Origin of the sequence: Actinoplanes oryzae, from assembly GCF_030757795.1 — a bacterium.
Lineage (GTDB): Bacteria > Actinomycetota > Actinomycetes > Mycobacteriales > Micromonosporaceae > Actinoplanes.
This window is the reverse complement of record NZ_JAUQWH010000154.1, coordinates 1-21,057: the sequence shown is the minus strand read 5'-3', so window position 1 is coordinate 21,057 and position 21,057 is coordinate 1. Positions and strand designations below refer to the sequence as shown.

The following is a 21,057-nucleotide window of genomic DNA, read 5'->3' as shown; positions in this document are numbered from 1 at the left end:
GGTGCCCCGGCGCGGCTACCTGCCGTCGGTGGCGTGCGCTGAGTGCCGGACCCCGGCCCGGTGCCCGCACTGCGCCGGGCCGCTGGGCCTGGCGGGCGCCCGCGACGTGCCGACCTGCCACTGGTGCGCGCGGGTCGCCGCGGACTACTCGTGCCCGGCGTGCGGCGGCCGGCGCCTGCGGGCCTCGGTGACGGGGGCGCGGCGGACGGCGGAGGAGCTCGGACGCGCGTTCCCCGGGGTCCCCGTGCGCACCTCGGGCCGCGACGAAGTCCTCGACACCGTCCCCGGCGATGCCGCGGTGGTCGTGTCCACGCCGGGAGCGGAGCCGGTGGCCGAGGGCGGCTACGGCGCGGTGCTGCTGCTCGACACGTGGGCCCTGCTCACCCGCGCCGACCTGCGCGCGGCGGAGGAGACGATGCGGCGCTGGCTGTCCGCGGCGGCGCTGGCCCGGCCGGGCCGGGCCGGCGGGCGCGTGGTGGTGGTCGCCGACGGGTCGCTCGCCCCGGTGCAGGCGCTGCTGCGCTGGGACCCGGGCTGGTTCGCCGCCCGCGAGCTCGCCGAACGTCGTGAGCTGGGCTTCCCGCCCGCGGCAAGGTTCGTGAGCCTGACCGGCCAGGCCGAGGCCGTGCAGGATCTGCTGACCGTCGCCCGCCTTCCCGACGGCGCCGAGATCCTGGGCCCGGTCCCCGCCGCCGAGGACCAGGAACGCATGCTCGTCCGCATCTCCCGGGGCCGCGCCGCCGAGCTGGCCCACGCCCTCCACGAGGCCGCCGGCGTCCGCAGCGCCAAGAAGGCCGCGCTCCCCGTCCGCGTCCAGGTCGACCCGGCCGAACTCCTCTGACGCGCGCCGAGCTCCCCGCCGCCCGCCACCCGCCGCCCGCCGCGAACGTGCCCGCGCCCGCGCCCGCTCCCGGCCGCGCCGCCGCCGGGGCCCGCGCCTTCGCCCGGTGCCCGCGCCGCCGCCCCGGCCCGCGCCGCCGTCCGATGCTCGCGGCCGACCGCGCCGACGCCCAGGCCAGGAACTGCGGCGTCGCCCGGACGTGGGTATCGAGGCGGCTGAGCTGGGATTATGGGTGTTCCGGCTCCGGGTGGTCCGGGGCGGTCGGCTCGATTTCGGCGCGTTCGACGGCGGCCTGCTGGCGTTCGGCGTCGGTGGCGGTGCGGTCGGATGCCGCGGCGGTGCGGTCGTCCTCGGCGGCGGTGCGGTCGCGGCGGGCCGCTTCCCGGTCGTCGCCCGCGGCGCGGCTGTCGCGGCGGAGCTGGTCGAGGTGGTCGCGGAAGGCTTCCCGGTCGGCGGCCGCCTCGGCCCGGTCGGCGGCTGCGGCGTCGCGGTCGGCGGCGGCGGCCTTCCAGAGGGTGTGCAGGCGGTCGGGGTCGGGGTGGTGCTCCGTGGCTTCCCACTCGCGGAGCCGCGCTTCCTCGGCCCGGCGACCGGCTGCCTGGTCGCGCAGCTCGGCCTCCCACAGCCGGTCCCGCTGGGCCTGCTGCGTCGCGTGTCCGGTGCGGTCGCGGGTGTGCGCGGCCTGGTCGCGCGTACGGGCCTCGCGGTCGCGGTCCTGCGCCGCGGTGTCCCGCGCCTCGGCCGCGTCGTCGCGTGCCTGACCGGCCCGGTCCCGATCGTCCGGGCTGTTCCTGCCATGTCGGGCACCCACCCGCCCATTCTCTCTCTTCAGGGCCCCGGCTGAACACGCCGGGGAGAGTTGTTCGCGACTCGACGGGCACGCCGGGGAAGAGGCACGCCAAGGGACCGCGGCCGGGTGGGCACGCCGGGAGACAGCGGCCGGGTGGGCACGCCGGCGGAGAGCGGCCCGGCGGGCACGCCGCGGAGACGGGGAAGGACGGCAAGGGCGGGACCCGGGAAGCTCGGGCCCCGCCCGGAGGGCACGGCGATCAGCGCGCCGGCAGGACGCGCGGGTCGGGGTTGAGCGACTTGGGGAGCTTGACGGTGATGTACTCGTCGTTGTCCGCGACGCCCGGGGTGCGGCCCGAGGAGCCCGGGAAGTTGTTGTCGTTCAGGACCACGAGGGTGTCGCCGCTGAGCAGGGCCACGCTCTCGATGGTGACGAACGGGAAGCGGAAGGTGGTGCCGAAGCCGCCGAGCCTTTTCGGGTTGGCGATGGCCAGCAGGTCGACGACGAGGGTCTTGTCCATCACGCCGTCGTGGTTGCGGTCGCGCTTGTCGGCCAGGTAGATCCGCTTGACGGCGGCCGCGTCGCCCTGGTTGTTGTCGCGTTCGATGACCAGGAAGCGGTCGGCGTCGATCGCGAAGGCGTCGCCGATGGCGTTCGCCGGCGACTCGAGGCGGTAGACGAAGCGCTTCCCGGTGTACGCCGCCCGCCGCACATCGAACTCGTTGAAGCGCAGGTCGCCCGGGGTGTCCCCGGCCACCGTGCCCTCGAGCAGCGGGTAGAGGTAGCGGCCGTCGGGGGACTTGGCCTGGCCCTCGAAGCCCTTGCTGCTGGCGATGTTCGCCGGGCCGGCCGGGTTCTCGGGGGCGAAGACGCCGGGCAGCGGGATCGGGGCGGTGAGCAGCCGGCCGCCGCGGTCGAAGTGCAGCAGGTACGGGCCGAACTCGTCGCCGATCCAGTAGCCGCCGTCCGCCGCCCGGGTGATCGACTCGGGGTCGAAGTCGGAGCCGGTGAGGACGCGGTCCGCGCGGGTCAGCGCGAAGGGCACCTTCCGGAACGGGTCGGTCAGCGTGATGCCGCCGAGGACGTCCACCTCGGCACCGCGCGGCGCGATGCGCTGCACGCGCAGCAGGAAGTCGGGGCTGTTGGCCTTGGTGCCGAAGCCGTTGTCGCTGAGGACGTCGTACGTGCCGTCGCCGTTCGGCAGCACGCCGGAGAAGCCCTGCACCGGCTGGTCGTCCCACGGCGCGGCGATGCCGTTGACCGGCGTAGTGGACAGGGCCGAGCCGGCCGGGTCGCTGCCGGGGACGAAGGTGAGCGCGGGCAGCGAGGCCCAGCTGGTCAGGGTCGGCGTGGACGGGCCGTGCGCCTCGGAGGGCGCGGCCACCAGGCCCGCGCCGAGGACCATCAGGCCGGCCACGGCCGCCCGGGAAACGATGCGTCGCATGGCCGCTGACGCTAGGGGCGGCCGGTGAACCGCAGGTTGAAGCCGCCAGCACAATGGATTGATGGACGCTGCCACCGCGATCAACACGTTGCTCACGCCGGGCGCCGGGAGGGACCCCTATCCCGCGTACGCGGCTCTGCGCTCGGCCGGTCCCGTCGTGGGTGACGGGCAGACCTTCTTCGTGACCGGGTACGCCGCCGCGGACGCGGTGCTGCGCGACCCGACGACGCGGGTCTACGACAGCGCCATCCTCGACGAGCATTGGGAGGACTGGCGGGGCAACAAGGGCGTCGAGCTGTTCGTGGACTCGATGCTGCGGACCAACGCGCCGCACCACACGTCGATGCGGCGGCTGGCGTCGGGGGTGTTCACCGCGCGGCGGGTCGGCCGGCTGCGGGAGGTCATCGAGGCGCAGGTCGAGGAGGCGCTGGACGAGGTCGCGGCGCACCGGTCGGGCGGGGTCGTCGACATCGTGGAGCACCTCGCGTACCCGTTGCCGATCGGGGTGATCTGCGCGCTGCTGGGGGTGCCGGCCGCCGACCGTGACCTGTTCCGGCGGCTGGCGGAGGCGCTGACCGCGGTGCTGGAGGTGCGCTTCACCGAGGCGCAGGCGGTCGCGGCGCACGCGGCGGCCAAGGAGCTGGAGGACTACTTCACCGCCATGATCGCGCTGCGCCGGCAGGAGCCGCGCGACGACCTGGTGACCGCGCTGGCGGCGGCGCACGACGCGGACGGGGCGACGCTGAGCGCGGGGGAGTTGATGGGCAACCTCGCGCTGCTGCTGGCGGCCGGCTTCGAGACAACCACGAACCTGCTCGCCAACGGCGTGCACGAGCTCGCCACCGGGCGGGTCATGAAAAATCCGGACCTGTTCGTCGAGGAGAGCCTGCGGTACGACTCCCCGGTCCAGCTCACCGAGCGATTCACCAGCACGGACATGGACCTCGCCGGGGTGACCGTCCCGGCGGGCAGCGAGATCGTCCTCTTCCTCGGCGCCGCGAACCGTGATCCCCATCGCTTCCCGGAGCCCGACCGCTTCGACCCCGAGCGCCACGACAACGCGCCGCTGTCCTTCGGGGCGGGCGCCCACTACTGCCTCGGCGCGCCGCTGGCCAGGCTCGAGGCGCAGATCGCGCTGCCGGCCCTCCTGCGGCGCTTCCCGGCGATCAGGGCGGCCGGCGAGCCGCGTTCCCGGGAACGGCTGACCCTGCGCGGCTGGGCGACCCTGCCGGTGTCCGTAGACTAGTGGGGCCCGACCCGCTGCCAGCCGAGGAGCCGCACCGAGTGACAGTCCAGCCCATCCGTCTGTTCGGGGACCCGGTGCTGCGCACGCAGGCCGACGCGGTCACCGACTTCGACAAGGAACTGCGTACCCTCGTCAAGGATCTCACCGACACGATGCTCGACGAGAACGGTGCGGGTCTCGCCGCGCCGCAGCTCGGGGTGGGGTTGCGGGTGTTCACGTTCCACGTCGACGACGTGCTGGGGCACATCGTCAACCCGGTGCTGCACTTCCCCGACGAAGAGGAGCAGGACGGCGACGAGGGCTGCCTGTCGATCCCGGGCGTCTATGTCGACACCAAGCGCCGGCAGAACGTGATCGCCGAGGGCTTCAACGAGCACGGCGACCCGATCCGGCTCATCGGCTCCGGCCTGATGGCGCGCTGCGTGCAGCACGAGACCGATCACCTCGACGGCGTGCTCTTCCTCGACCGGCTCGACGCCGCCGCCAAGAAGGAGGCGATGCGGCAGATCCGCGCCGCCGACTGGTACGACGCCGGCAAGCCGCCCGTGGTCAAGACCAGCCCGCACGGCCTCGGCCTCTTCGGGCGGGGCAGGTGACCCGATGCGCCTGATCTTCGCCGGTACGCCCGAGGTGACCCTGCCGTCCCTCGACGCCATCGCCGCGTCGTCGCACGAGCTGATCGCCGTCGTGACCCGTCCCGACGCGCCGGCCGGCCGGGGCCGCCGCCTGGTCCGCTCGCCCGCCGGGGCGTGGGCCGACGAGCGCGGCATCGAGGTGCTGACGCCCGCGAGGCCCCGCGAGCCCGAGTTCCAGGAGCGACTGCGGCAGCTGGCGCCCGACTGTGTGCCCGTGGTGGCGTACGGTGCGCTGGTCCCGCCCTCCGCCCTGGAGATCCCGAAGCACGGCTGGGTCAATCTGCACTTCTCGCTGCTGCCCGCGTGGCGCGGCGCCGCGCCGGTGCAGCACGCCGTCCTGCACGGCGACGAGGTGACCGGCGCGAGCGTGTTCGAGCTGGAGGCCGGCATGGACACCGGCCCGGTCTACGGCACGCTCACCGAGACCGTCCGGCCGGCCGACACGTCCGGTGACCTGCTCGGCCGCCTGGCCACCGCGGGCGCCGGCCTGCTCGTCGCGGTGCTCGACGCCATCGAGGCCGGCACCGCGCGGGCGACCCCGCAGCCCGCCGACGGCGTGTCGCTCGCACCCAAGATCACGGTCGAGGACGCGAAGGTGCGCTGGGGCGACCCGGCGTTCGCGGTCGACCGGCGCATCCGGGCCTGCACGCCGGCGCCGGGCGCGTGGACCACCTTCCGGGACGAGCGCGTGAAGCTCGGCCCGGTGCACCCGATCGCCGACGCCGCCGCGCTGCCACCGGGCGAGCTGCTCGTCGAGCGCTCGCGGGTGCTGGCCGGCACCGCCACCACCCCGGTCGTCCTGGGCGAGGTCCGGGCCGCCGGCAAGAAAGCCATGTCCGCCGTCGACTGGGCCCGTGGCCTGCGGCTGAACCCTCAGGAGCGGTTCCAGTGACCTCCGAGCACCGCGCCGATCGTCCGCACAACACCGGCCGCCCGCGGCGCCCCGGCGGCCCCGGTTACGGGCGCACGCAGGATCGCGACGCGCGCACGGGCCGCGCCCCGCGGTCGGGTCGCCCGCCCGCCGATCCGGCCCGCCAGGCGGCGTACGAGGCGATTGCCGCCGTGCACCGCGACGACGCGTACGCCAATCTCGTCCTCGCCGACATCCTGCGCGGCATGAACCTGCACGGGCGGGATGCCGCCTTCGCGACCGAGCTGGCGTACGGCACCCTGCGCGCCGTCGGCACCCTCGACCTGATCATCGCCTCGGCCGCGGGCCGGGAGGTCGCCCGGATCGACCCGCCCGCGCGGGACGCGCTGCGGCTCGGGGCGTACCAGCTGCTCTTCACGCGGGTCCCGGCGCACGCGGCCGTCAACCAGACCGTCGACCTGGTCCGCTCGGTGGCCCCGGGCGCGGCCGGCTTCGCCAACGCCGTCATGCGCGGGATCTCCGAGACCAGCCTCGACGACTGGCTGACCCGGATCGCCCCGGACCCCGCGGAGGACCCGGTCGGCAACCTCGCCGTGGTGCACAACCACCCCGAGTGGATCATCCGGTCCTTCGCGGAGGCGCTCGGCGGCGACCTCGACGACACCGCGCGCCTGCTCATCGAGGACAACCAGCCGCCGACCGTGCACCTGTGCGCGCGTCCGGGCCGGGCCGACGCCGTCGAACTGGCCGACGAGGTCGGTGGCGTGCCCGGGGCCTTCTCGCCGTACTCGGTCTATCTCAACCACGGCGGCTCGCCCGCCGAGCTGGCCGCCATCCGCGAGGGCCGCGCGCACGTGCAGGACGAGGGCTCCCAGCTGGTCGCCGCCGCGCTGCTCGCCGCGCCCCTGGAGGGCCAGGACAACCGCTGGCTGGACCTGTGCGCGGGCCCCGGCGGCAAGGCGGGCCTGCTGGGCTCGATCGCGGCCCAGCGCGGGGCCGCCGTCACCGCCGTCGAGGTGGCCGACCACCGCGCCCGCCTGGTCGAGCAGGCCACGCAGGGCCTGCCGGTGACCGTGCTGCCGACCGACGGCCGCACGGTGGGCCGCGACCCCGACCTGCCCGAGGAGGCGTTCGACCGGGTGCTCGTCGACGCGCCCTGCACGGGCCTGGGCTCGCTGCGCCGGCGCCCGGAGTCGCGCTGGCGCCGCAAGCCCGCCGACCTGCCGCCGCTCACCCGGCTGCAGCGCGAGCTGCTGGTCGCGGCGCTGCGGGCCGTGCGCCCGGGCGGCGTGGTCGCCTACGTGACCTGCTCGCCGCACATGGTCGAGACCCAGGTGACGGTGACCGAGGGGTCGCGCCGCAGCGGGGTCGAGGTCGACTTCGTGGACGCGCGGCCGCTGCTGCCGCCGGGCATGCCGAAGCTGGGCCCGGGCCCGACGGTGCAGCTGTGGCCGCACCGGCACGGCACGGACGCCATGTTCCTGGCGGTCCTGCGCCGCACGAGCTGAGCGTCTTCTCCGCGCGGCGCGACGCGGCGCGGTGTCGCGCCGCGCGGCTTTTGCGGCGTCGCGTGGCGTGGCTTTGCGGCGTCGCGTGGCGTGGTTTTGCGGCGCTGCGCTGCGTGGCTCTTGTGGTGTTGCGTGGCTTTGCGGCGCTGCGTGGCGTGGCTTTGCGCCGCTGCGCGGTGTGGCGCTTTCCCGCCGCGGCGCGGGAACGCGCTGTGAATGTTCACGTTTCAGGTCGACAAAGTGCCGGTATTCCACGCCCATGGACGTCATCGGCGTGGGATTCGGGCGAACCGGCACACTCAGCCTCAAGACGGCGATCGAACGGCTCGGCTTCGGGCCCTGCCTGCACATGCTGCCGCTCCTCGACGACCCGGAACGGTCGGCGCTCTTCCGGCGCGCGGCCGAGGGGGAGCCCGGCTGCCTCGCGGCGGCGACGGCGGGCTTCCGGTCCTCGGTCGACTGGCCGGGCGCCTACTTCTGGCGCGAGCTCGTCGCCGCCCACCCCCGGGCCAAGGTGATCCTCACCTCCCGCGACCCGGACAAGTGGTACCGCAGCGCCCACGACACCATCTACCAGGCGGCGCTGCACATGCCCCAGCCCGAGGGCGAGTCCGCCATCCGGATGGCCCGCGCGCTCGTCTGGGCCGGAACGTTCGGCGACCGCTTCGGCGACCGCGAGCACGCGATCAAAACCTTCCACGACCACAACGCCGCCGTACGCCGTGAGGTCCCCGCCGCCCGCCTCCTCGACTTCGAGGTGCGGCAGGGGTGGCAGCCGTTGTGCGACTTCCTCGGCGTACCCGTGCCGGACGAGCCGTTCCCCCACACCAACGACACGGCAAGCTTCCGGGACCGTCGCCTCATGGCACCCGTCGGCGACCGGCCGCACTGAGAACCGCCCAGGCCGGGTGGCGCCCCCGCCGCAGCCGCGCGGCGAGTTCCGCCGGCCCGGGTGGCGGCACATTCACCCCGGCAGGGCGGGGCGGGCGGACCGGGGGTTCTAGACTTCAGCCGTGGAGCCATCGCCGATCATCGCGCCCAGCATTCTTGCCGCCGACTTCGCGCACCTTGCGGAGGCCGTGCACGCCATCGAGGGGGCGGCCGACTGGGTGCATGTCGATGTCATGGACAACCATTTTGTCCCCAATCTCACCATCGGGCTGCCCGTGGTGCAGAGCCTGCGCAAGGCGACGACCATCCCGTTCGACGTGCACCTGATGATCACCGACCCCGAGCGGTGGGCGCCCGGGTACGCGGAGGCCGGGGCCTACAACGTGACGTTCCACGCCGAGGCTTGTGAGAATCCTGTCGCGCTGGCCAAGACGCTGCGCGCCGCGGGGGCGAAGGCCGGGCTCGCCATCGACCGGGACACGCCCGTGGAGCCGTACCTGGAGCTGCTTCCCTATGTGGACACGGTGCTGATCATGACGATCAAGGCCGGGTTCGGGGGTCAGAAGTTCCTGCCCGAGATGCTCGACAAGGTGCGCGACGTGCGGCGCCGGATCAAGGCCAAGGACCTGGAGGTACGCCTCGAGGTGGACGGCGGCATCGCGGCGGACACGATCGAGCAGGCCGCCGCGGCGGGCGCGGACGCGTTCGTGGCCGGCACGGCGGTCTACGGGGCCGAGGACCCCGCGGAGGCCGTACGCAAGCTGCGTGATCTCGCCGCACGGGCGTGACTCTTCGTGCGATTTCCGACGTGTCGGCGGGCCGATGCATCGGGCATGATGGGTGGCGTCGAAAGGGGGATCATCGGTGAGCAACGAGATCGACACCCCGGGTGCCGATCCGGCCGAGAAGACGGACCAGATCATGGTCGTCGACGACGACGACGACATCGCCGGGTTCGTGGCGTTCAACCTGCAGGTGCACGGGTTCGACGTGGTCCGCGCCCGGGACGGGCAGGAGGCGCTCGAGCTCATGGAGACGCGCCGCCCCGACCTGGCCGTGGTCGACTGGATGATGCCGCGCATGGACGGCGTCGAGCTGACCCGCCGGCTACGCGCGGAGCCGCTCACCTCGGCCCTGCCGGTGATCATGCTGACCGCCAAGGGCATGACCGTGGACAAGGTCGTCGGCCTCACCACGGGCGTCGACGACTATCTGGTCAAGCCGTTCGACACCGCCGAGCTGATCGCCCGGGTCTCGTCGACGCTGCGGCGCACCAAGGAGTTCCGTGAGGTCTCGCCGCTGACCGGCCTGCCCGGCAACGCCCGCGTCACCCGCGAGATCGTCGAGTGCATCAAGAGCGACAAGGACTACTCGGTCGGCTACATCGACATCGACCGCTTCAAGCCGGTCAACGACGTGTACGGTTTCGACCGCGGTGACCAGTTCATCACCACCCTGGCCCGCAGCGTGCACCGGGCGGCGACGGCGGCCGGCAAGCCGTCGGTCTTCCTCGGTCACATCGGCGGCGACGACTTCGTCTTCATCTGCCACCCCGACCAGGTGCTGCCGCTGACCAAGCACATGGTGACCGACTTCGAGGCCTCCGCCGACGAGCTGTACGACCCGGAGGACGCGCAGCGCGGCTACATCGAGGTGCCCGACCGCCGGGGCGGCAAGCAGCGCGCGGCCCTCGTCACGCTCTCCATCGGCGTGGCGGAGTCGAAGGCGGGCGGCCGGCGCTACACCGACCATCGCGCCGTGGTCGCGGTGGCCTCCGAGATGAAGAAGGTCGCCAAGAGCCAGCCGGGCTCCTACGTCGCCATCGACCGCCGCCACTCCAAGGCCGAGCCGGAAAATCTCCCGCCGCTCGGCTGACGTGTCAAGAGTTTGTGACACCGTGGTCATCAGATGCGTGACGTCCGTCGCCGGTGGTGGCCGGGGACTCGCCGGGCGTGACAGTATCGGGGTTACCCACCACGCGCTGGCGGGACTCGGTGAGATTCCGAACCGGCGGTGATCCTCGACCAGTCGAGGTAAGCCCGCGACCCGGACTCCGTGCAAGCGGAGGACGGTGGACCTGGTGTGACTCCGGGGCCGACGGTGGATCGAGCGGGCACACGCCCGCCTCGGTCCGACAGTCCGGATGGGAGACGGCGCGCGGGAGCTGGACAGGGGCCTCGTCGCGGCGTGCCGTCACGACCCACCCGTCCAGGGGCGCGCGAAGCGTGTCCGTTCTCCGGCGATTTGTCCCCCCAAGCCCCGCCCGCGCGTGACCACGGCCGCGCGGATCCCCGCGCGACCAAGGCCGCGCGGAGAGCCCGCGCGCCCGACCGCGCGAGGGAGCACCGACATGGTCACCGAGGACGAGGCGATGCGCCGCGCCATCGCGCTGGCCGCCCGCGGCCTCGGCACCACCAGCCCCAACCCCGTCGTCGGCTGCGTGCTGCTCGACGTGACGGGCGCGATCGCCGGCGAGGGCTTCCACGCGTACGCGGGCGGCCCCCACGCCGAGGTCGCCGCCCTCGCCCAGGCGGGGGATCGGGCCCGCGGCGGCACGGCGGTCGTCACGCTGGAGCCGTGCAACCACACCGGGCGCACCGGCCCGTGCGCGCAGGCGCTGATCGACGCCGGGGTGGCCCGCGTGGTCGTCGCGGTGGAGGATCCGACGCTCGCGGCGTCCGGCGGGGCCGCCACCCTGCGGCAGGCCGGCGTCGAGGTGGTGACCGGGGTGCGCCGGGCCGAGGCGGAGGCGGGCAACATCGCCTGGCTGACCGCGGTGCGCCGCGGCCGCCCGTACGTCGTCTGGAAGTTCGCCGCGACGCTCGACGGGCGCTCCGCCGCGGCCGACGGCACGAGCCGGTGGATCACGTCCGAGGCGGCCCGCCGGGACGTGCACGAGCTGCGCAGCACGGTCGACGCGGTCATCGCCGGGGTCGGCACCGTGCTGGCGGACGACCCCCAGCTCACGGTGCGCCTGGGCCGGGAGGTCAGGCAGCCGCTGCGCGTGGTCGTCGACAGCCGGGGCCGCACTCCGCCGGACGCCCGCGTGCGCGACGACGCCGCCGAGACGCTGATCGTCACCGGCGGGGAGAAGGTCGATCTGGAGGCCATGCTCCGGCAGCTCTACGACCGGGGCGTCCGCGCCGCCCTGCTGGAGGGCGGTCCCACGCTGGCCGGCGCCTTCCTCGCCGCCGGGCTGGTGGACCGGGTGGTCGGCTATCTCGCGCCGAAGCTGCTCGGCGCCGGGCCCGCCGCGCTCGCCGACGCCGGCGTGACGACCATCGGCGAGACGCTCGACCTGGACTTTCTCGACATCACGCAGATCGGACCCGACCTGCGGTTCACGGCCGCACTCCGGCAGAAGGAGAGCTGATGTTCACCGGGATCGTGGAAGAGCTGGGCGAGGTCGTCCGGCTCACCGACGCGGGTGGGGACGCCGCGGTGCTCGCCGTACGCGGCCCGCTCGTCACCACCGACGCCAGGCACGGCGACTCGATCGCCGTCAACGGCGTCTGCCTGACCGTCATCGACAACGAGGACGGCGTGTTCACGGCCGACGTGATGGGGGAGACGCTGCGGCGCTCGTCCCTCGGCGCCCTCGCCGTGGGCTCGCCGGTCAACCTGGAGCGGGCGGCAACGGTCGGGTCTCGCCTGGGCGGTCACCTGGTGCAGGGGCACGTCGACGGCGTCGCCACGCTGAAAGGGCGGGTTCCCGGCGATCAGTGGGACGTGCTCACCTTCACCCTGCCGCCCGAATTGTCCAAGTACGTGGTCGAGAAGGGCTCGATCACGGTCGACGGCGTCTCGCTGACGGTCATGGCAGTCACGGACGACACCTTCAGCGTGGGCCTGATCCCGACGACGCTGAAGCTCACCGTGCTCGGGACCAAGCAGGCGAACGACCCCGTCAACCTCGAGGTCGACGTCATCGCCAAGTACGTCGAGAAGATGCTGGGGGACCGGTCGTGACCACCGTGGAGCGGGCCATCGGCGACATCCGGAGCGGCAAGGCCGTCGTCGTGGTGGACGACGAGGACCGCGAGAACGAGGGCGACCTCATCTTCGCGGCCGAGATGGCGACGCCCGAGCTGGTCGCGTTCATGGTCCGCTACACCTCCGGGTACGTCTGCGTGCCGCTGACCGAGTCCGAGGCGGACCGGCTCGACCTGCCGCCCATGTTCCACACGAACCAGGATGCGCGCGGGACGGCGTACGCGGTCACGGTCGACGCCCGCGAGGGCGTCTCCACCGGCATCTCCGCGGCCGACCGCGCCCACACCATCCGCCTGCTCGCCGGGGCGGACACCCAGCCCGCCGACCTGTCCCGCCCCGGGCACGTGGTGCCGCTGCGCGCGAAGGCCGGCGGAGTGCTGCGCCGCCCCGGGCACACCGAGGCCGCGATCGATCTGGCCACGCTCGCCGGGCTCCGGCCCGCCGGGGTGCTCTGCGAGCTGATCAACGACGACGGCACGATGATGCGGGGCGCGCAGCTCGCGGAGTTCGCGGCGGCGCACGACCTGACGCTGATCAGCATCGAGCAGCTGATCGCGTACCGGCGGCACCACGAGTCGCTGGTCGAGCGGGTCGTCGAGACGCGGCTGCCGACCGATCACGGCGAGTTCACGGCCGTCGGCTACCGGTCGATCACCGACGGCGGCGAGCACGTGGCGCTGGTCCGCGGTGACCTGGCGGACGGCGAGGACGTGCTGGTCCGGGTCCACTCGGAGTGCCTGACCGGGGACGTCTTCGGCTCGGTGCGCTGCGACTGCGGTCCCCAGCTGGAGGCGGCCCTCGACCGGGTCGCCGAGGCCGGGCGCGGGGTGGTGCTCTACATGCGCGGGCACGAGGGGCGCGGGATCGGGCTGCTGCACAAGCTGCAGGCCTACCAGCTGCAGGACCGCGGCCTGGACACGGTCGACGCCAACCTCGAGCTGGGCCTGCCGGCGGACGCCCGGGACTACGGCATCGGCGCGCAGATCCTGTACGACCTCGGGGTCCGCTCGATGCGCCTGCTCACCAACAATCCGGCCAAGCGCGCCGGGCTGGAGGGCTACGGCCTGACGGTCACCGGCCGGGAGGCGCTGCCCGTCCGGCTGCATCCGGAGAACGTGCGTTACTTGCGTACCAAGCGTGACCGGATGGGCCACCTGTTCGAGGCTCTGGGCTGATACTCAATCAAAAGGGGGCAACATGGCTGGTTTCGGGGATCCGCATCTGGAGACCGTCGACGCGGCGGGGCTCACCGTCGGGATCGTCGGCTCGCGCTGGCACAGCGACCTGGTCGATCACATGGTCGACCGCGCGCAGGCGGCGGCGAAGGCGTGCGGCGTCGACAACGTGATCACCGCGCGCGTGGCCGGCTCGGTCGAGCTGCCGATCGTCGCCCAGGCCCTCGCGAAGAAGTGCGACGCCGTGGTGGCCCTCGGCGTGGTCATCCGCGGCGAGACGAAGCACTTCGAGTACGTCTGCGACGCGGTGACCGCGGGCCTGACCCGGGTCGCCCTGGACGAGCAGACCCCGGTGGCGCACGGCGTCCTGACCGTGGACAGCCTGGGCCAGGCCCGCGACCGGGCGGGCCTGGAGGACTCGATCGAGGACAAGGGCTGGCAGGGCACGGTCGCCGTCCTCGACGCCGTCCTGGCCATCAGGGCGATCAACGGCTAGAGGCGACCCGCCTCGATGATCCGGGCGAGGAACTGCCGGGTCCGCGCCTCGACCGGGTCGCCGAGCACCTGCGCCGGCGGCCCGGCCTCCAGGACCCGGCCGCCGTCGAGGAAGACGACGCGGTCGGCGACCTGCTTGGCGAAGCCCATCTCGTGCGTCGCCAGCACCATCGTCATGCCCTCGTCCTTGAGGCCCCGGATCATGGTGAGCACCTCGCCCACCAGCTCCGGGTCCAGGGCCGACGTGACCTCGTCGAGCAGCAGCAGCCGGGGGTTGTTGACCAGCGCGCGGACGATCGCCACGCGCTGCTGCTGACCGCCGGAGAGCCGGTCCGGGTACGAGGAGGCCTTGTCCGCGAGCCCGACCCGGCGCAGCCACTCCATGGCCTGCTCCTCGATCTCGCGCGCCTGCCGCTTGTGCACCTTCTCGGGGGCGAGCGTGATGTTGCGCAGCACGGTCATGTGCGGGAACAGGTTGTACGACTGGAAGACCATCCCGATCCGCCGCCGCACCACGTCGGGGTTGACGCGGGGATCGGTGATGTCCTCGCCGTCCAGCGAGATGACGCCGTCGTCGATCCCTTCGAGCAGGTTGACGCACCGCAGCAGCGTCGACTTGCCCGACCCCGACGCGCCGATCAGCGCGACGACCTGGTGCTCGTCGACGGAGAGGGACAGATCGTCCAGGACGACCGTCGACCCGAACGTCTTGCGCAGAGAAGCGACATCGAGCAGCACTAGAAACCCGCAGACTGGCGACGGGCCGCACGCAGGGTCACCCAGTCGGTGACGCCGATGAGCGGCAGGGCGAGGAGCACGAAGAGCACCCCCGCCACGATGTACGGCGTGAAGTTGGCGTCCTGCGCGGTGGCGATCTGCGCCGCGCGTACGGCGTCGATGGGTCCCGCGAGCGAGACCAGGCCCACGTCCTTCTGCAGCGCGACGACGTCGTTGAGCAGCGGCGGCGTGACCCGGCGGACCGCCTGCGGGAGCACCACGTGGCGCATGGTCTGCCGGTACGTGAGCCCGAGCGACCGGGCCGCCGCCAGCTGCGACGGGTGCACCGACTCGATCCCGGCGCGGAACACCTCGGCCAGGTAGGCGCCGTAGACGATCACCAGCGCCGCCCCGCCCAGCACGAGGACGCTCGGCATGCCCTGCAGCCGCAGTCCCGGGACGCCCAGCGTGAAGACGTACAGGACGATGATCAGCGGCAGGCCGCGGAAGGCGTACGTGTAGCCGGTGGCCAGCGCCCGGACGGGGAAGAAGACCGCGCCCCGCAGGGTCCGCGCGACCGCGATGAGCAGGCCCAGCGCCAGCGCCGCGAGGGTGCAGACGACCAGCAGGCGCAGGTTGAGCCAGAGCCCCTCGAGGATGTCCGGCAGGTACTCGCGGGCGATCGCGCCGTCGAGGAACGACTGCTTGACGCGCTCCCAGCCGGGCGCCCCCGTGACGCCGAGCACGAGGGCGACGCCGACCACCGCGGTCGAGACCGCGGCGAGCAGCACCGAGCGGACCGTCTGCCGTCGCCGGTAGGCGGTCCGCCCGAGCTGGATCTCACTCGGCTGGTACGTCGTCACTGGAGCTCAGGCGCTCCGCCGGCCGTCAGCCAGGTCTTCTCCAGCTCGGTGAGGGTGCCGTCCTGGCGCAGCTGGTCGACGGCGCCGCTCACGCACGGCGTCAGCTTCGACCCGAGATCGAGCACCAGACCGAACTGCTCGGGTACGCCCACCTGCGGCAGCTGCCCCACGATGACGCCGTCGTCGAGCTCGGCCGCGGTCATGTAGAACGCCGTCGGCAGGTCCACGACGATGCCGTCGACCGAGCCGTTCTGCAGCGCCGCCTTGGCGTCGTCGTTGTTGTTGTAGACCTGCGGCTCGGCGGACGGCTTGACGATGTCCGTGATCGCCTGGTAGCTCGTGGTCCCGACCTGCGCGCCCAGCTTGGCGCCCTTCAGGTCCGCCAGCGAGGTGGCCGAGGCGATCTTCGAGCCCTTGGTGGTGATGACGGTCTGCCGGACGAGGTAGTACGGCGACGAGAAGTCGACCGCCTTCTTCCGCTCGTCGGTGATCGAGAACTGGTTGACGTCGAAGTCGAACGTCTTCGGCCCGGGCGCGATGGCGTTGTTGAAGCCCACGGTCGTCCAGACCACGTTCGCGGCCGGGTAGCCCAGGCGCTCGGCGACCGCGTAGGCCACGGCCGACTCGAAGCCCTTGCCGTTGGCCGGCTTGTTGTCGCTGAACCACGGCTCGTACGCCGGGGTGTCCGTGCCGATCGTCAGCTTGCCGGCCGCGAGGGTGTCGAGCGCACCGGGCGCGCAGGCGGAGCTGGACGCGGAGGCGGAGCCGCTCGCGGCGGGGGCGTCGTCCTCGTCGGCGGGCGCGCAGGCCGCGAGCGAGGTGAGGAGAACGGCCGCGCTGCCCAGCGCGGCGAGGGTGTTTCTGCTGACCATGACCGGAACTGTAGGCGAAGGTGGGACGCAGAGGGGCCGTCCGTTGCCACCCCGTAATGAGCTGCAACAATCGCAACCCGTGAAGACGTTCGAAGAGTTGTTCGCCGAGCTGTCGGCGAAGGCGGTGGAGCGGCCCGAGGGCTCGGGCACCGTCGCCGCGCTGGACAAGGGCGTGCACTTCATCGGCAAGAAGGTCGTCGAGGAGGCGGCCGAGTCGTGGATGGCGGCCGAGCACGAGGGCGCCGAGCGCACCGCCGAGGAGCTGTCACAGCTGCTCTACCAGGCACAATGCCTCATGATCGCCTCCGGTCTGACGCTCGAGGACGTGTACCGACATCTCTGACGTGCCCTCCGTCCCGTCTGCCTCGACCAAGGAGCACGTCCATGTTGCGCATCGCCGTCCCCAACAAGGGGACCCTGTCCGGACCGGCCGCCCAGATGCTGCGGGACGCCGGCTACCGCCAGCGCACCGACCCCAAGGACCTCGTCTGCCGTGACGAGGACAACAACGTCGAGTTCTTCTACCTGCGGCCGCGCGACATCGCGACGTACGTCGGATCGGGTGATCTGGATCTCGGCATCACCGGCCGGGACCTGCTCGTCGACTCCGGCGTCCCGGCGACCGAGCTGCTCGACCTGAGCTTCGGCGGGGCGACCTTCCGCTGGGCCGTCCCGGCGGACAGCGCGCACGACTTCGCCGTCGGCGGCCGCCGCATCGCGACCGCCTACCCGGGCGTGGTGCAGCGCTACCTCGACGCCAACGACCTCAAGGCCGACGTGGTGCGGCTGGACGGCGCGGTGGAGAACGCGGTCCGCCTCGGCGTGGCCGACCTCATCGCCGACGTGGTCGAGACCGGCGCGACCCTGCGCCAGGCCGGCCTGGTGACCGCCGGGGAGCCGCTGCTGAAGAGCTCCGCCATCCTGATCGGCCGGGACGAGGCCGGCGCCGGGGTGTCCCAGCTGCTCCGCCGGCTGCAGGGCGTCCTGGTCGCCCGCAGTTATGTCATGCTCGCCTACGACGTGCGCGCCGACCTGCTGGAGCACGCCACCGCCGTGACGCCGGGCATCGAGTCGCCGACCGTCTCCCCGCTGCACCGCGAGGGATGGGTGGCGGTCCAGGCCATGGTGAAGCGCGCCGACGTGCACCACATCATGGACGAGCTCTACGAGATCGGCGCCCGCGCGATCCTCGTGACCGACATCGCCAACTGCCGCCTCTAGGGGACCAGACATGACCGTCACCGTCTTCCGCCCGCAGCGCATCCGCTGGGTCACCGCGATCCTGGCGGTGGCGGTCGTCGTCCTCTTCACCGTGCTGAGCTTCGGGCTGCACGGCTCGACGGGCGACGGCTACGGCCAGTTCGAGCGGGGCGACCAGGGCGCCATGATCGGGCTCGGGGTGCTCATCGGGCTGGGCATCATGGCGTTCGCCCGGCCGCGGGTGTGGGCCACGCCCGAGGGCATCCGGGTGCGCAACGTGATCGGCGGGGTGGAGCTGCCCTGGTCGGCGGTGCGGGCCGTGCGCTTCGACCGCAACTCGCCCTGGGCGATGCTGGAGCTGCACGACGACGACACCGTCCCGGTGCACGCGCTGCAGGCGGCCGACAAGGACTACGCGGTGCACGGGGTGCGTACGCTGCGGGCCCTTCATTCGGCAGCGTCGAGCTGAGCTGGTAGGCTGTAACGCAGTCGACCACGCCTGCCCTCACACGAGTGGCCGGCGCGAAAGAGGAGCCCGCTGGTTCCCACCCACGCCCGCCTCGTGCGGCTGGGTCCGGTCAACCGATCGTGGGGAATACTCCGCGATGGGTGAGCGCTTCACTCGGGGCGCCGATGACCGGTCGAGCGGGCCCTGGCATGCGTAAGCGCGCCGGGGCTCTCTGCTTTCCCGTCGCCCAGTGGTGTGAGGGCCGACGTGAGGCCGACCGACATTGGTAAATGAGACAGTTTGTCCCCGTTCTGAGGAGGCCCCATCAGCGTCGAACCACGCGTCAACGAGCAGATCCGGGCACGGGAAGTCCGTCTGGTCGGCCCCGAGGGTGAGCAGGTGGGCATCGTCCCGCTCGAGCGCGCCCTGCAGCTGGCCGCGGACGTCGACCTGGACCTGGTCGAGGTTGCGCCCATGGCGCGCCCGCCGGTGTGCAAGCTCATGGACTTCGGCAAGTTCAAGTACGAGAGCGCACTGAAGGCACGCGAGTCGCGGCGGAACCAGCAGCAGACCGTCATCAAGGAAATGAAGCTCCGGCCGAAGATCGACCCGCACGACTACGAGACCAAGAAGGGTCACGTGGTGCGGTTCCTCAAGGCGGGCGACAAGGTCAAGGTGACGATCATGTTCCGCGGTCGCGAGCAGAGCCGCCCCGAGCTGGGTTTCCGGCTCCTGCGCCGGCTCAGCGAGGAGATCTCGGAGCTCGGATTCGTGGAGGCCAGTCCCAAGCAGGACGGCCGCAACATGATCATGGTTCTGGCCCCGCACCGCGCCACCAAGGTGGCGGCAGCGGCCGCCGTCGAGGCATCCCGGCCCGCGGGCCGCGAGCCGCGCGAGGGCGAGGCGGCTCCCGCGGCTGAGACCGCGGACAGCACGGCAGAGTAGTTAGTTGCCCCCGGGGCCGTCGGCCCCGGGGACGAGATGAGAGTAGGCGTCAAGTGCCGAAGATGAAGAGCCACACCGGCATGGGTAAGCGGGTGAAGGTCACCGGCAAGGGAAAGCTCCGCACGGAGCAGGCCGGCAAGCGTCACCTGCTGGAGGGCAAGTCCTCCAAGGTCACCCGCCGGATGACCGGGACGGTCGAAGTGGCCAAGGCCGACACCAAGCGAGTGAAGAAGCTCCTCGGCCGCTGACGCGCGCCCCTGATTCCCCTGTTAGGAGATTGACATGGCACGCGTCAAGCGGGCAGTGAACGCCCAGAAGAAGCGTCGCACGTTGCTGGAGACCGCCAGCGGATACCGCGGTCAGCGCTCGCGCCTGTACCGCAAGGCCAAGGAGCAGGTGCTGCACTCGATGCAGTACTCGTACCGCGACCGCCGTGACCGCAAGGGCGACTTCCGCCAGCTGTGGATCACGCGCATCAACGCGGGCGCCCGGGCCAACGGGATGACCTACAACCGCCTCATCCAGGGCCTCAAGCTCGCGGGTGTCGAGGTGGACCGCAAGATCCTGGCCGACCTGGCCGTCAACGACGCCGCCTCGTTCGCGGCGATCGTCGAGATCGCGCGGGCCGCGGTCGTGGCCGAGGGCACCGGCGGCGCCGGCGCCCAGGCCGCCTGAGTAACGCACCGCACGTTTCGCAAGCGCCTCCCGGTCTCTTCCGGGAGGCGCTTCGCATTGCCGCACCCGCACCGGAGGATCCGTGTTCACCCCTCGCACCCCGCGCGTCGTCGCCGCCAAGCGGTTGCAGCGCCGCCGCGACCGCGACAAGGCCGGCCGCTTCCTCGCCGAGGGACCCCAGGCCGTGCGGTCCGCTCTCGCCGCGGGGGTGGTCCTCGACCTCTTCGGTACGGACGAAGCCCTCACCAGGCACGGCGACCTCGCGATGCAGGCGCCGGTGGTGTCTCCCGTCACGGAGGAGGCGCTCGCCGCTCTCGCCGAGACCGTGCAGCCCCAGGGACTCGTGGCCGTGTGCGAGCAGGTCGACGTGTCGCTGCCCGAGGCGCTCGCCAAGGAGCCGCGCCTGGTCGCGGTGCTCGCCGAGATCCGGGACCCCGGCAACGCCGGCACGATCCTGCGCACCGCGGACGCCGCCGGGGCCACGACAGTCATCTTCGCCGGTGACGCCGTGGACCCGTACAACGGGAAGTGTGTCCGCTCCTCGGCCGGCAGCCTGTTCAATGTGGACATCGTCCGGGCGCCCCTCGACGTGATCCTGCCGGGCTTCACCAACCTGGCCACGACCGGTTACGGCGACACCGATCTCGACGCGCTGATCGATGACGGGTCGCTCGCCGCGCCGACCGCGTGGTGGTTCGGCTCGGAAGCGCACGGGCTCCCGGCAGAAGTGCTGAAATATGCCGACAAGAGGGTCCGGGTGCCGATCTACGGCGGCGCCGAGAGTCTTAATCTGTCGGCCGCCGCCGCGGTCTGCTTGTATGCTTCAGCGCGAGCGCAACGCTCTCCTAGGAGTGGATCATGAGTCAGCTGTTTACCCGGCCCGCTGGTCGCGGGCTCGCGCGTCGCTGACTCCTCCCGAAAGCGAAGCTCCCCGACCGGCGGGCTACGGCCCAGCCGCGCTCCGTAGACTGCCGTTGGCTCATCCGGTGTGAGGGAGTTCGACCTACCGTGTCCTACCGCAACGATCCGTACGATCCGAAGCAGGCCGCCCTGCTGGCGCCCGAGGCCCTGGAAGCGGCCGTCGCCGAGGCCGGGAAGGCCTTCGCGGAGGCCAGAGACCTCGACGCGCTCGGCGCGCTGAAGCCCGCGCATCTCGGCGACCGCTCGCCGGTGTCGCTGGCCCGCCGCGAGATCGGCTCGCTGCCGCCCGCCGCGAAGTCCGACGCCGGCAAGCGCGTCAACGTCGCCCGCCAGGCCGTGCAGGCCGCCTTCGACGCCCGCCACGCCGAGCTGGAGCGCGAGCGCGCCGCCCGCGTCCTGGTCGAGGAGCGCGTCGACGTCACCCTGCCGTGGGACCGTGCCCCGCGCGGCGCCCGGCACCCGCTGACCACGCTCATGGAGCACATGGGCGACCTGTTCGTCGGCATGGGCTACTCGATCGTCGACGG

Annotated in this window: 23 protein-coding genes, 2 pseudogenes and 1 riboswitch; of the genes and pseudogenes, 20 read left to right on the top strand and 5 right to left on the bottom strand. The window is 72.6% G+C overall.

The annotated features are described in order from the left end of the window. Nucleotides 1-841, top strand: a pseudogene (locus RBH18_RS34665) (primosomal protein N'); the annotation flags it as partial. Between the two features lie 226 nt (nt 842-1,067). On the opposite strand, the gene RBH18_RS34660 reads toward RBH18_RS34665, so the two are convergent. Both RBH18_RS34660 and RBH18_RS34655 read right to left on the bottom strand, forming a co-directional pair. Then, on the bottom strand, nt 1,068-1,652 hold the full coding sequence (locus RBH18_RS34660) for a hypothetical protein (protein ID WP_306214712.1): 585 nt from the start codon (nt 1,650-1,652) through the stop codon (nt 1,068-1,070). Nucleotides 1,653-1,890: 238 nt separating this feature from the next. Next, nucleotides 1,891-3,075, bottom strand: coding sequence for an esterase-like activity of phytase family protein (locus tag RBH18_RS34655; protein WP_306214711.1), 1,185 nt, complete (start codon nt 3,073-3,075; stop codon nt 1,891-1,893). A 61-nt stretch (nt 3,076-3,136) separates the two neighbouring features. Between RBH18_RS34655 and RBH18_RS34650 the strand changes: the two genes are divergently transcribed. The 11 genes from RBH18_RS34650 to ribH all read left to right on the top strand — a co-directional run bounded on the left by RBH18_RS34650 (nt 3,137) and on the right by ribH (nt 13,890). Beyond that, entirely contained in the window at nt 3,137-4,321 is a 1,185-nt protein-coding gene (locus RBH18_RS34650) for a cytochrome P450 (RefSeq protein WP_306214709.1), read from the top strand. 38 nt (nt 4,322-4,359) lie between these two features. Further along, nucleotides 4,360-4,917: a peptide deformylase gene (gene def, locus RBH18_RS34645; protein WP_306214708.1), complete on the top strand. Its 558-nt coding sequence runs from the start codon at nt 4,360-4,362 to the stop codon at nt 4,915-4,917. 4 nt (nt 4,918-4,921) lie between these two features. After that, nucleotides 4,922-5,848, top strand: a complete 927-nt coding sequence (gene fmt, locus RBH18_RS34640) for a methionyl-tRNA formyltransferase (protein ID WP_306214707.1) — start codon at nt 4,922-4,924, stop codon at nt 5,846-5,848. After that, nucleotides 5,845-7,335 carry an RsmB/NOP family class I SAM-dependent RNA methyltransferase gene (locus RBH18_RS34635; RefSeq protein WP_306214706.1) on the top strand — a complete coding sequence of 497 codons (1,491 nt, stop codon included), beginning with the start codon at nt 5,845-5,847 and terminating at the stop codon, nt 7,333-7,335. Before fmt ends, RBH18_RS34635 begins: the two co-directional genes overlap by 4 nt. A gap of 259 nt (nt 7,336-7,594) precedes the next feature. Then, a complete protein-coding gene (locus RBH18_RS34630) occupies nt 7,595-8,227 on the top strand; it encodes a sulfotransferase family protein (protein WP_306214705.1) in 633 nt (210 codons plus the stop codon). Nucleotides 8,228-8,348: 121 nt separating this feature from the next. Continuing rightward, entirely contained in the window at nt 8,349-9,014 is a 666-nt protein-coding gene (rpe, locus tag RBH18_RS34625; protein ID WP_306214704.1) for a ribulose-phosphate 3-epimerase, read from the top strand. Between the two features lie 133 nt (nt 9,015-9,147). Further along, on the top strand, nt 9,148-10,101 hold the full coding sequence (locus RBH18_RS34620; RefSeq protein WP_306214714.1) for a GGDEF domain-containing response regulator: 954 nt from the start codon (nt 9,148-9,150) through the stop codon (nt 10,099-10,101). 101 nt (nt 10,102-10,202) lie between these two features. Further along, a riboswitch (FMN riboswitch) is annotated at nt 10,203-10,385 on the top strand. Between the two features lie 191 nt (nt 10,386-10,576). Further along, entirely contained in the window at nt 10,577-11,599 is a 1,023-nt protein-coding gene (gene ribD, locus RBH18_RS34615; RefSeq protein WP_306214703.1) for a bifunctional diaminohydroxyphosphoribosylaminopyrimidine deaminase/5-amino-6-(5-phosphoribosylamino)uracil reductase RibD, read from the top strand. Then, nucleotides 11,599-12,195 (top strand): riboflavin synthase, encoded by a 597-nt coding sequence (locus tag RBH18_RS34610; RefSeq protein WP_306214702.1) that lies wholly within the window; start codon nt 11,599-11,601, stop codon nt 12,193-12,195. Before ribD ends, RBH18_RS34610 begins: the two co-directional genes overlap by 1 nt. Beyond that, nucleotides 12,192-13,394: a bifunctional 3,4-dihydroxy-2-butanone-4-phosphate synthase/GTP cyclohydrolase II gene (locus RBH18_RS34605; protein WP_306214701.1), complete on the top strand. Its 1,203-nt coding sequence runs from the start codon at nt 12,192-12,194 to the stop codon at nt 13,392-13,394. The genes RBH18_RS34610 and RBH18_RS34605 overlap by 4 nt, the downstream gene beginning before the upstream one ends. 22 nt (nt 13,395-13,416) lie before the next feature. After that, a complete protein-coding gene (ribH, locus tag RBH18_RS34600) occupies nt 13,417-13,890 on the top strand; it encodes a 6,7-dimethyl-8-ribityllumazine synthase (RefSeq protein WP_306214700.1) in 474 nt (157 codons plus the stop codon). On the opposite strand, the gene RBH18_RS34595 is transcribed toward ribH, so the two are convergent. Genes RBH18_RS34595 through RBH18_RS34585 form a run of 3 tightly spaced genes read right to left on the bottom strand, consistent with a single transcriptional unit; the run spans nt 13,887 to nt 16,341 of the window. Beyond that, complete coding sequence (locus RBH18_RS34595) at nt 13,887-14,627, bottom strand: amino acid ABC transporter ATP-binding protein (protein WP_306214699.1); 741 nt, start codon at nt 14,625-14,627, stop codon at nt 13,887-13,889. The genes ribH and RBH18_RS34595 overlap by 4 nt on opposite strands. Next, the gene (locus tag RBH18_RS34590) at nt 14,627-15,469 is read right to left on the bottom strand and encodes an amino acid ABC transporter permease (protein ID WP_306214698.1); all 843 of its coding nucleotides are present in this window, start codon (nt 15,467-15,469) and stop codon (nt 14,627-14,629) included. Before RBH18_RS34590 ends, RBH18_RS34595 begins: the two co-directional genes overlap by 1 nt. After that, the gene (locus RBH18_RS34585) at nt 15,466-16,341 is read right to left on the bottom strand and encodes an ABC transporter substrate-binding protein (RefSeq protein ID WP_306214697.1); all 876 of its coding nucleotides are present in this window, start codon (nt 16,339-16,341) and stop codon (nt 15,466-15,468) included. The genes RBH18_RS34590 and RBH18_RS34585 overlap by 4 nt, the downstream gene beginning before the upstream one ends. 79 nt (nt 16,342-16,420) lie before the next feature. Between RBH18_RS34585 and RBH18_RS34580 the strand changes: the two genes are divergently transcribed. The 8 genes and pseudogenes from RBH18_RS34580 to RBH18_RS34545 all read left to right on the top strand — a co-directional run. Beyond that, on the top strand, nt 16,421-16,684 hold the full coding sequence (locus tag RBH18_RS34580; protein WP_305786650.1) for a phosphoribosyl-ATP diphosphatase: 264 nt from the start codon (nt 16,421-16,423) through the stop codon (nt 16,682-16,684). Nucleotides 16,685-16,725: 41 nt separating this feature from the next. Then, complete coding sequence (hisG, locus tag RBH18_RS34575; RefSeq protein WP_306214696.1) at nt 16,726-17,562, top strand: ATP phosphoribosyltransferase; 837 nt, start codon at nt 16,726-16,728, stop codon at nt 17,560-17,562. A 10-nt stretch (nt 17,563-17,572) separates the two neighbouring features. Beyond that, nucleotides 17,573-18,010 (top strand): PH domain-containing protein, encoded by a 438-nt coding sequence (locus RBH18_RS34570; RefSeq protein WP_306214695.1) that lies wholly within the window; start codon nt 17,573-17,575, stop codon nt 18,008-18,010. Between the two features lie 303 nt (nt 18,011-18,313). Then, nucleotides 18,314-18,934 carry a translation initiation factor IF-3 gene (gene infC, locus RBH18_RS34565; protein WP_306214713.1) on the top strand — a complete coding sequence of 207 codons (621 nt, stop codon included), beginning with the start codon at nt 18,314-18,316 and terminating at the stop codon, nt 18,932-18,934. A 53-nt stretch (nt 18,935-18,987) separates the two neighbouring features. Continuing rightward, nucleotides 18,988-19,182 carry a 50S ribosomal protein L35 gene (gene rpmI / locus RBH18_RS34560; RefSeq protein ID WP_305786647.1) on the top strand — a complete coding sequence of 65 codons (195 nt, stop codon included), beginning with the start codon at nt 18,988-18,990 and terminating at the stop codon, nt 19,180-19,182. A gap of 34 nt (nt 19,183-19,216) precedes the next feature. Continuing rightward, nucleotides 19,217-19,609 carry a 50S ribosomal protein L20 gene (rplT, locus tag RBH18_RS34555; protein ID WP_306214694.1) on the top strand — a complete coding sequence of 131 codons (393 nt, stop codon included), beginning with the start codon at nt 19,217-19,219 and terminating at the stop codon, nt 19,607-19,609. 82 nt (nt 19,610-19,691) lie between these two features. Further along, complete coding sequence (locus tag RBH18_RS34550) at nt 19,692-20,471, top strand: TrmH family RNA methyltransferase (RefSeq protein ID WP_306214693.1); 780 nt, start codon at nt 19,692-19,694, stop codon at nt 20,469-20,471. Nucleotides 20,472-20,617: 146 nt separating this feature from the next. After that, nucleotides 20,618-21,057 (top strand): annotated as a pseudogene (locus RBH18_RS34545) (phenylalanine--tRNA ligase subunit alpha); the annotation flags it as partial.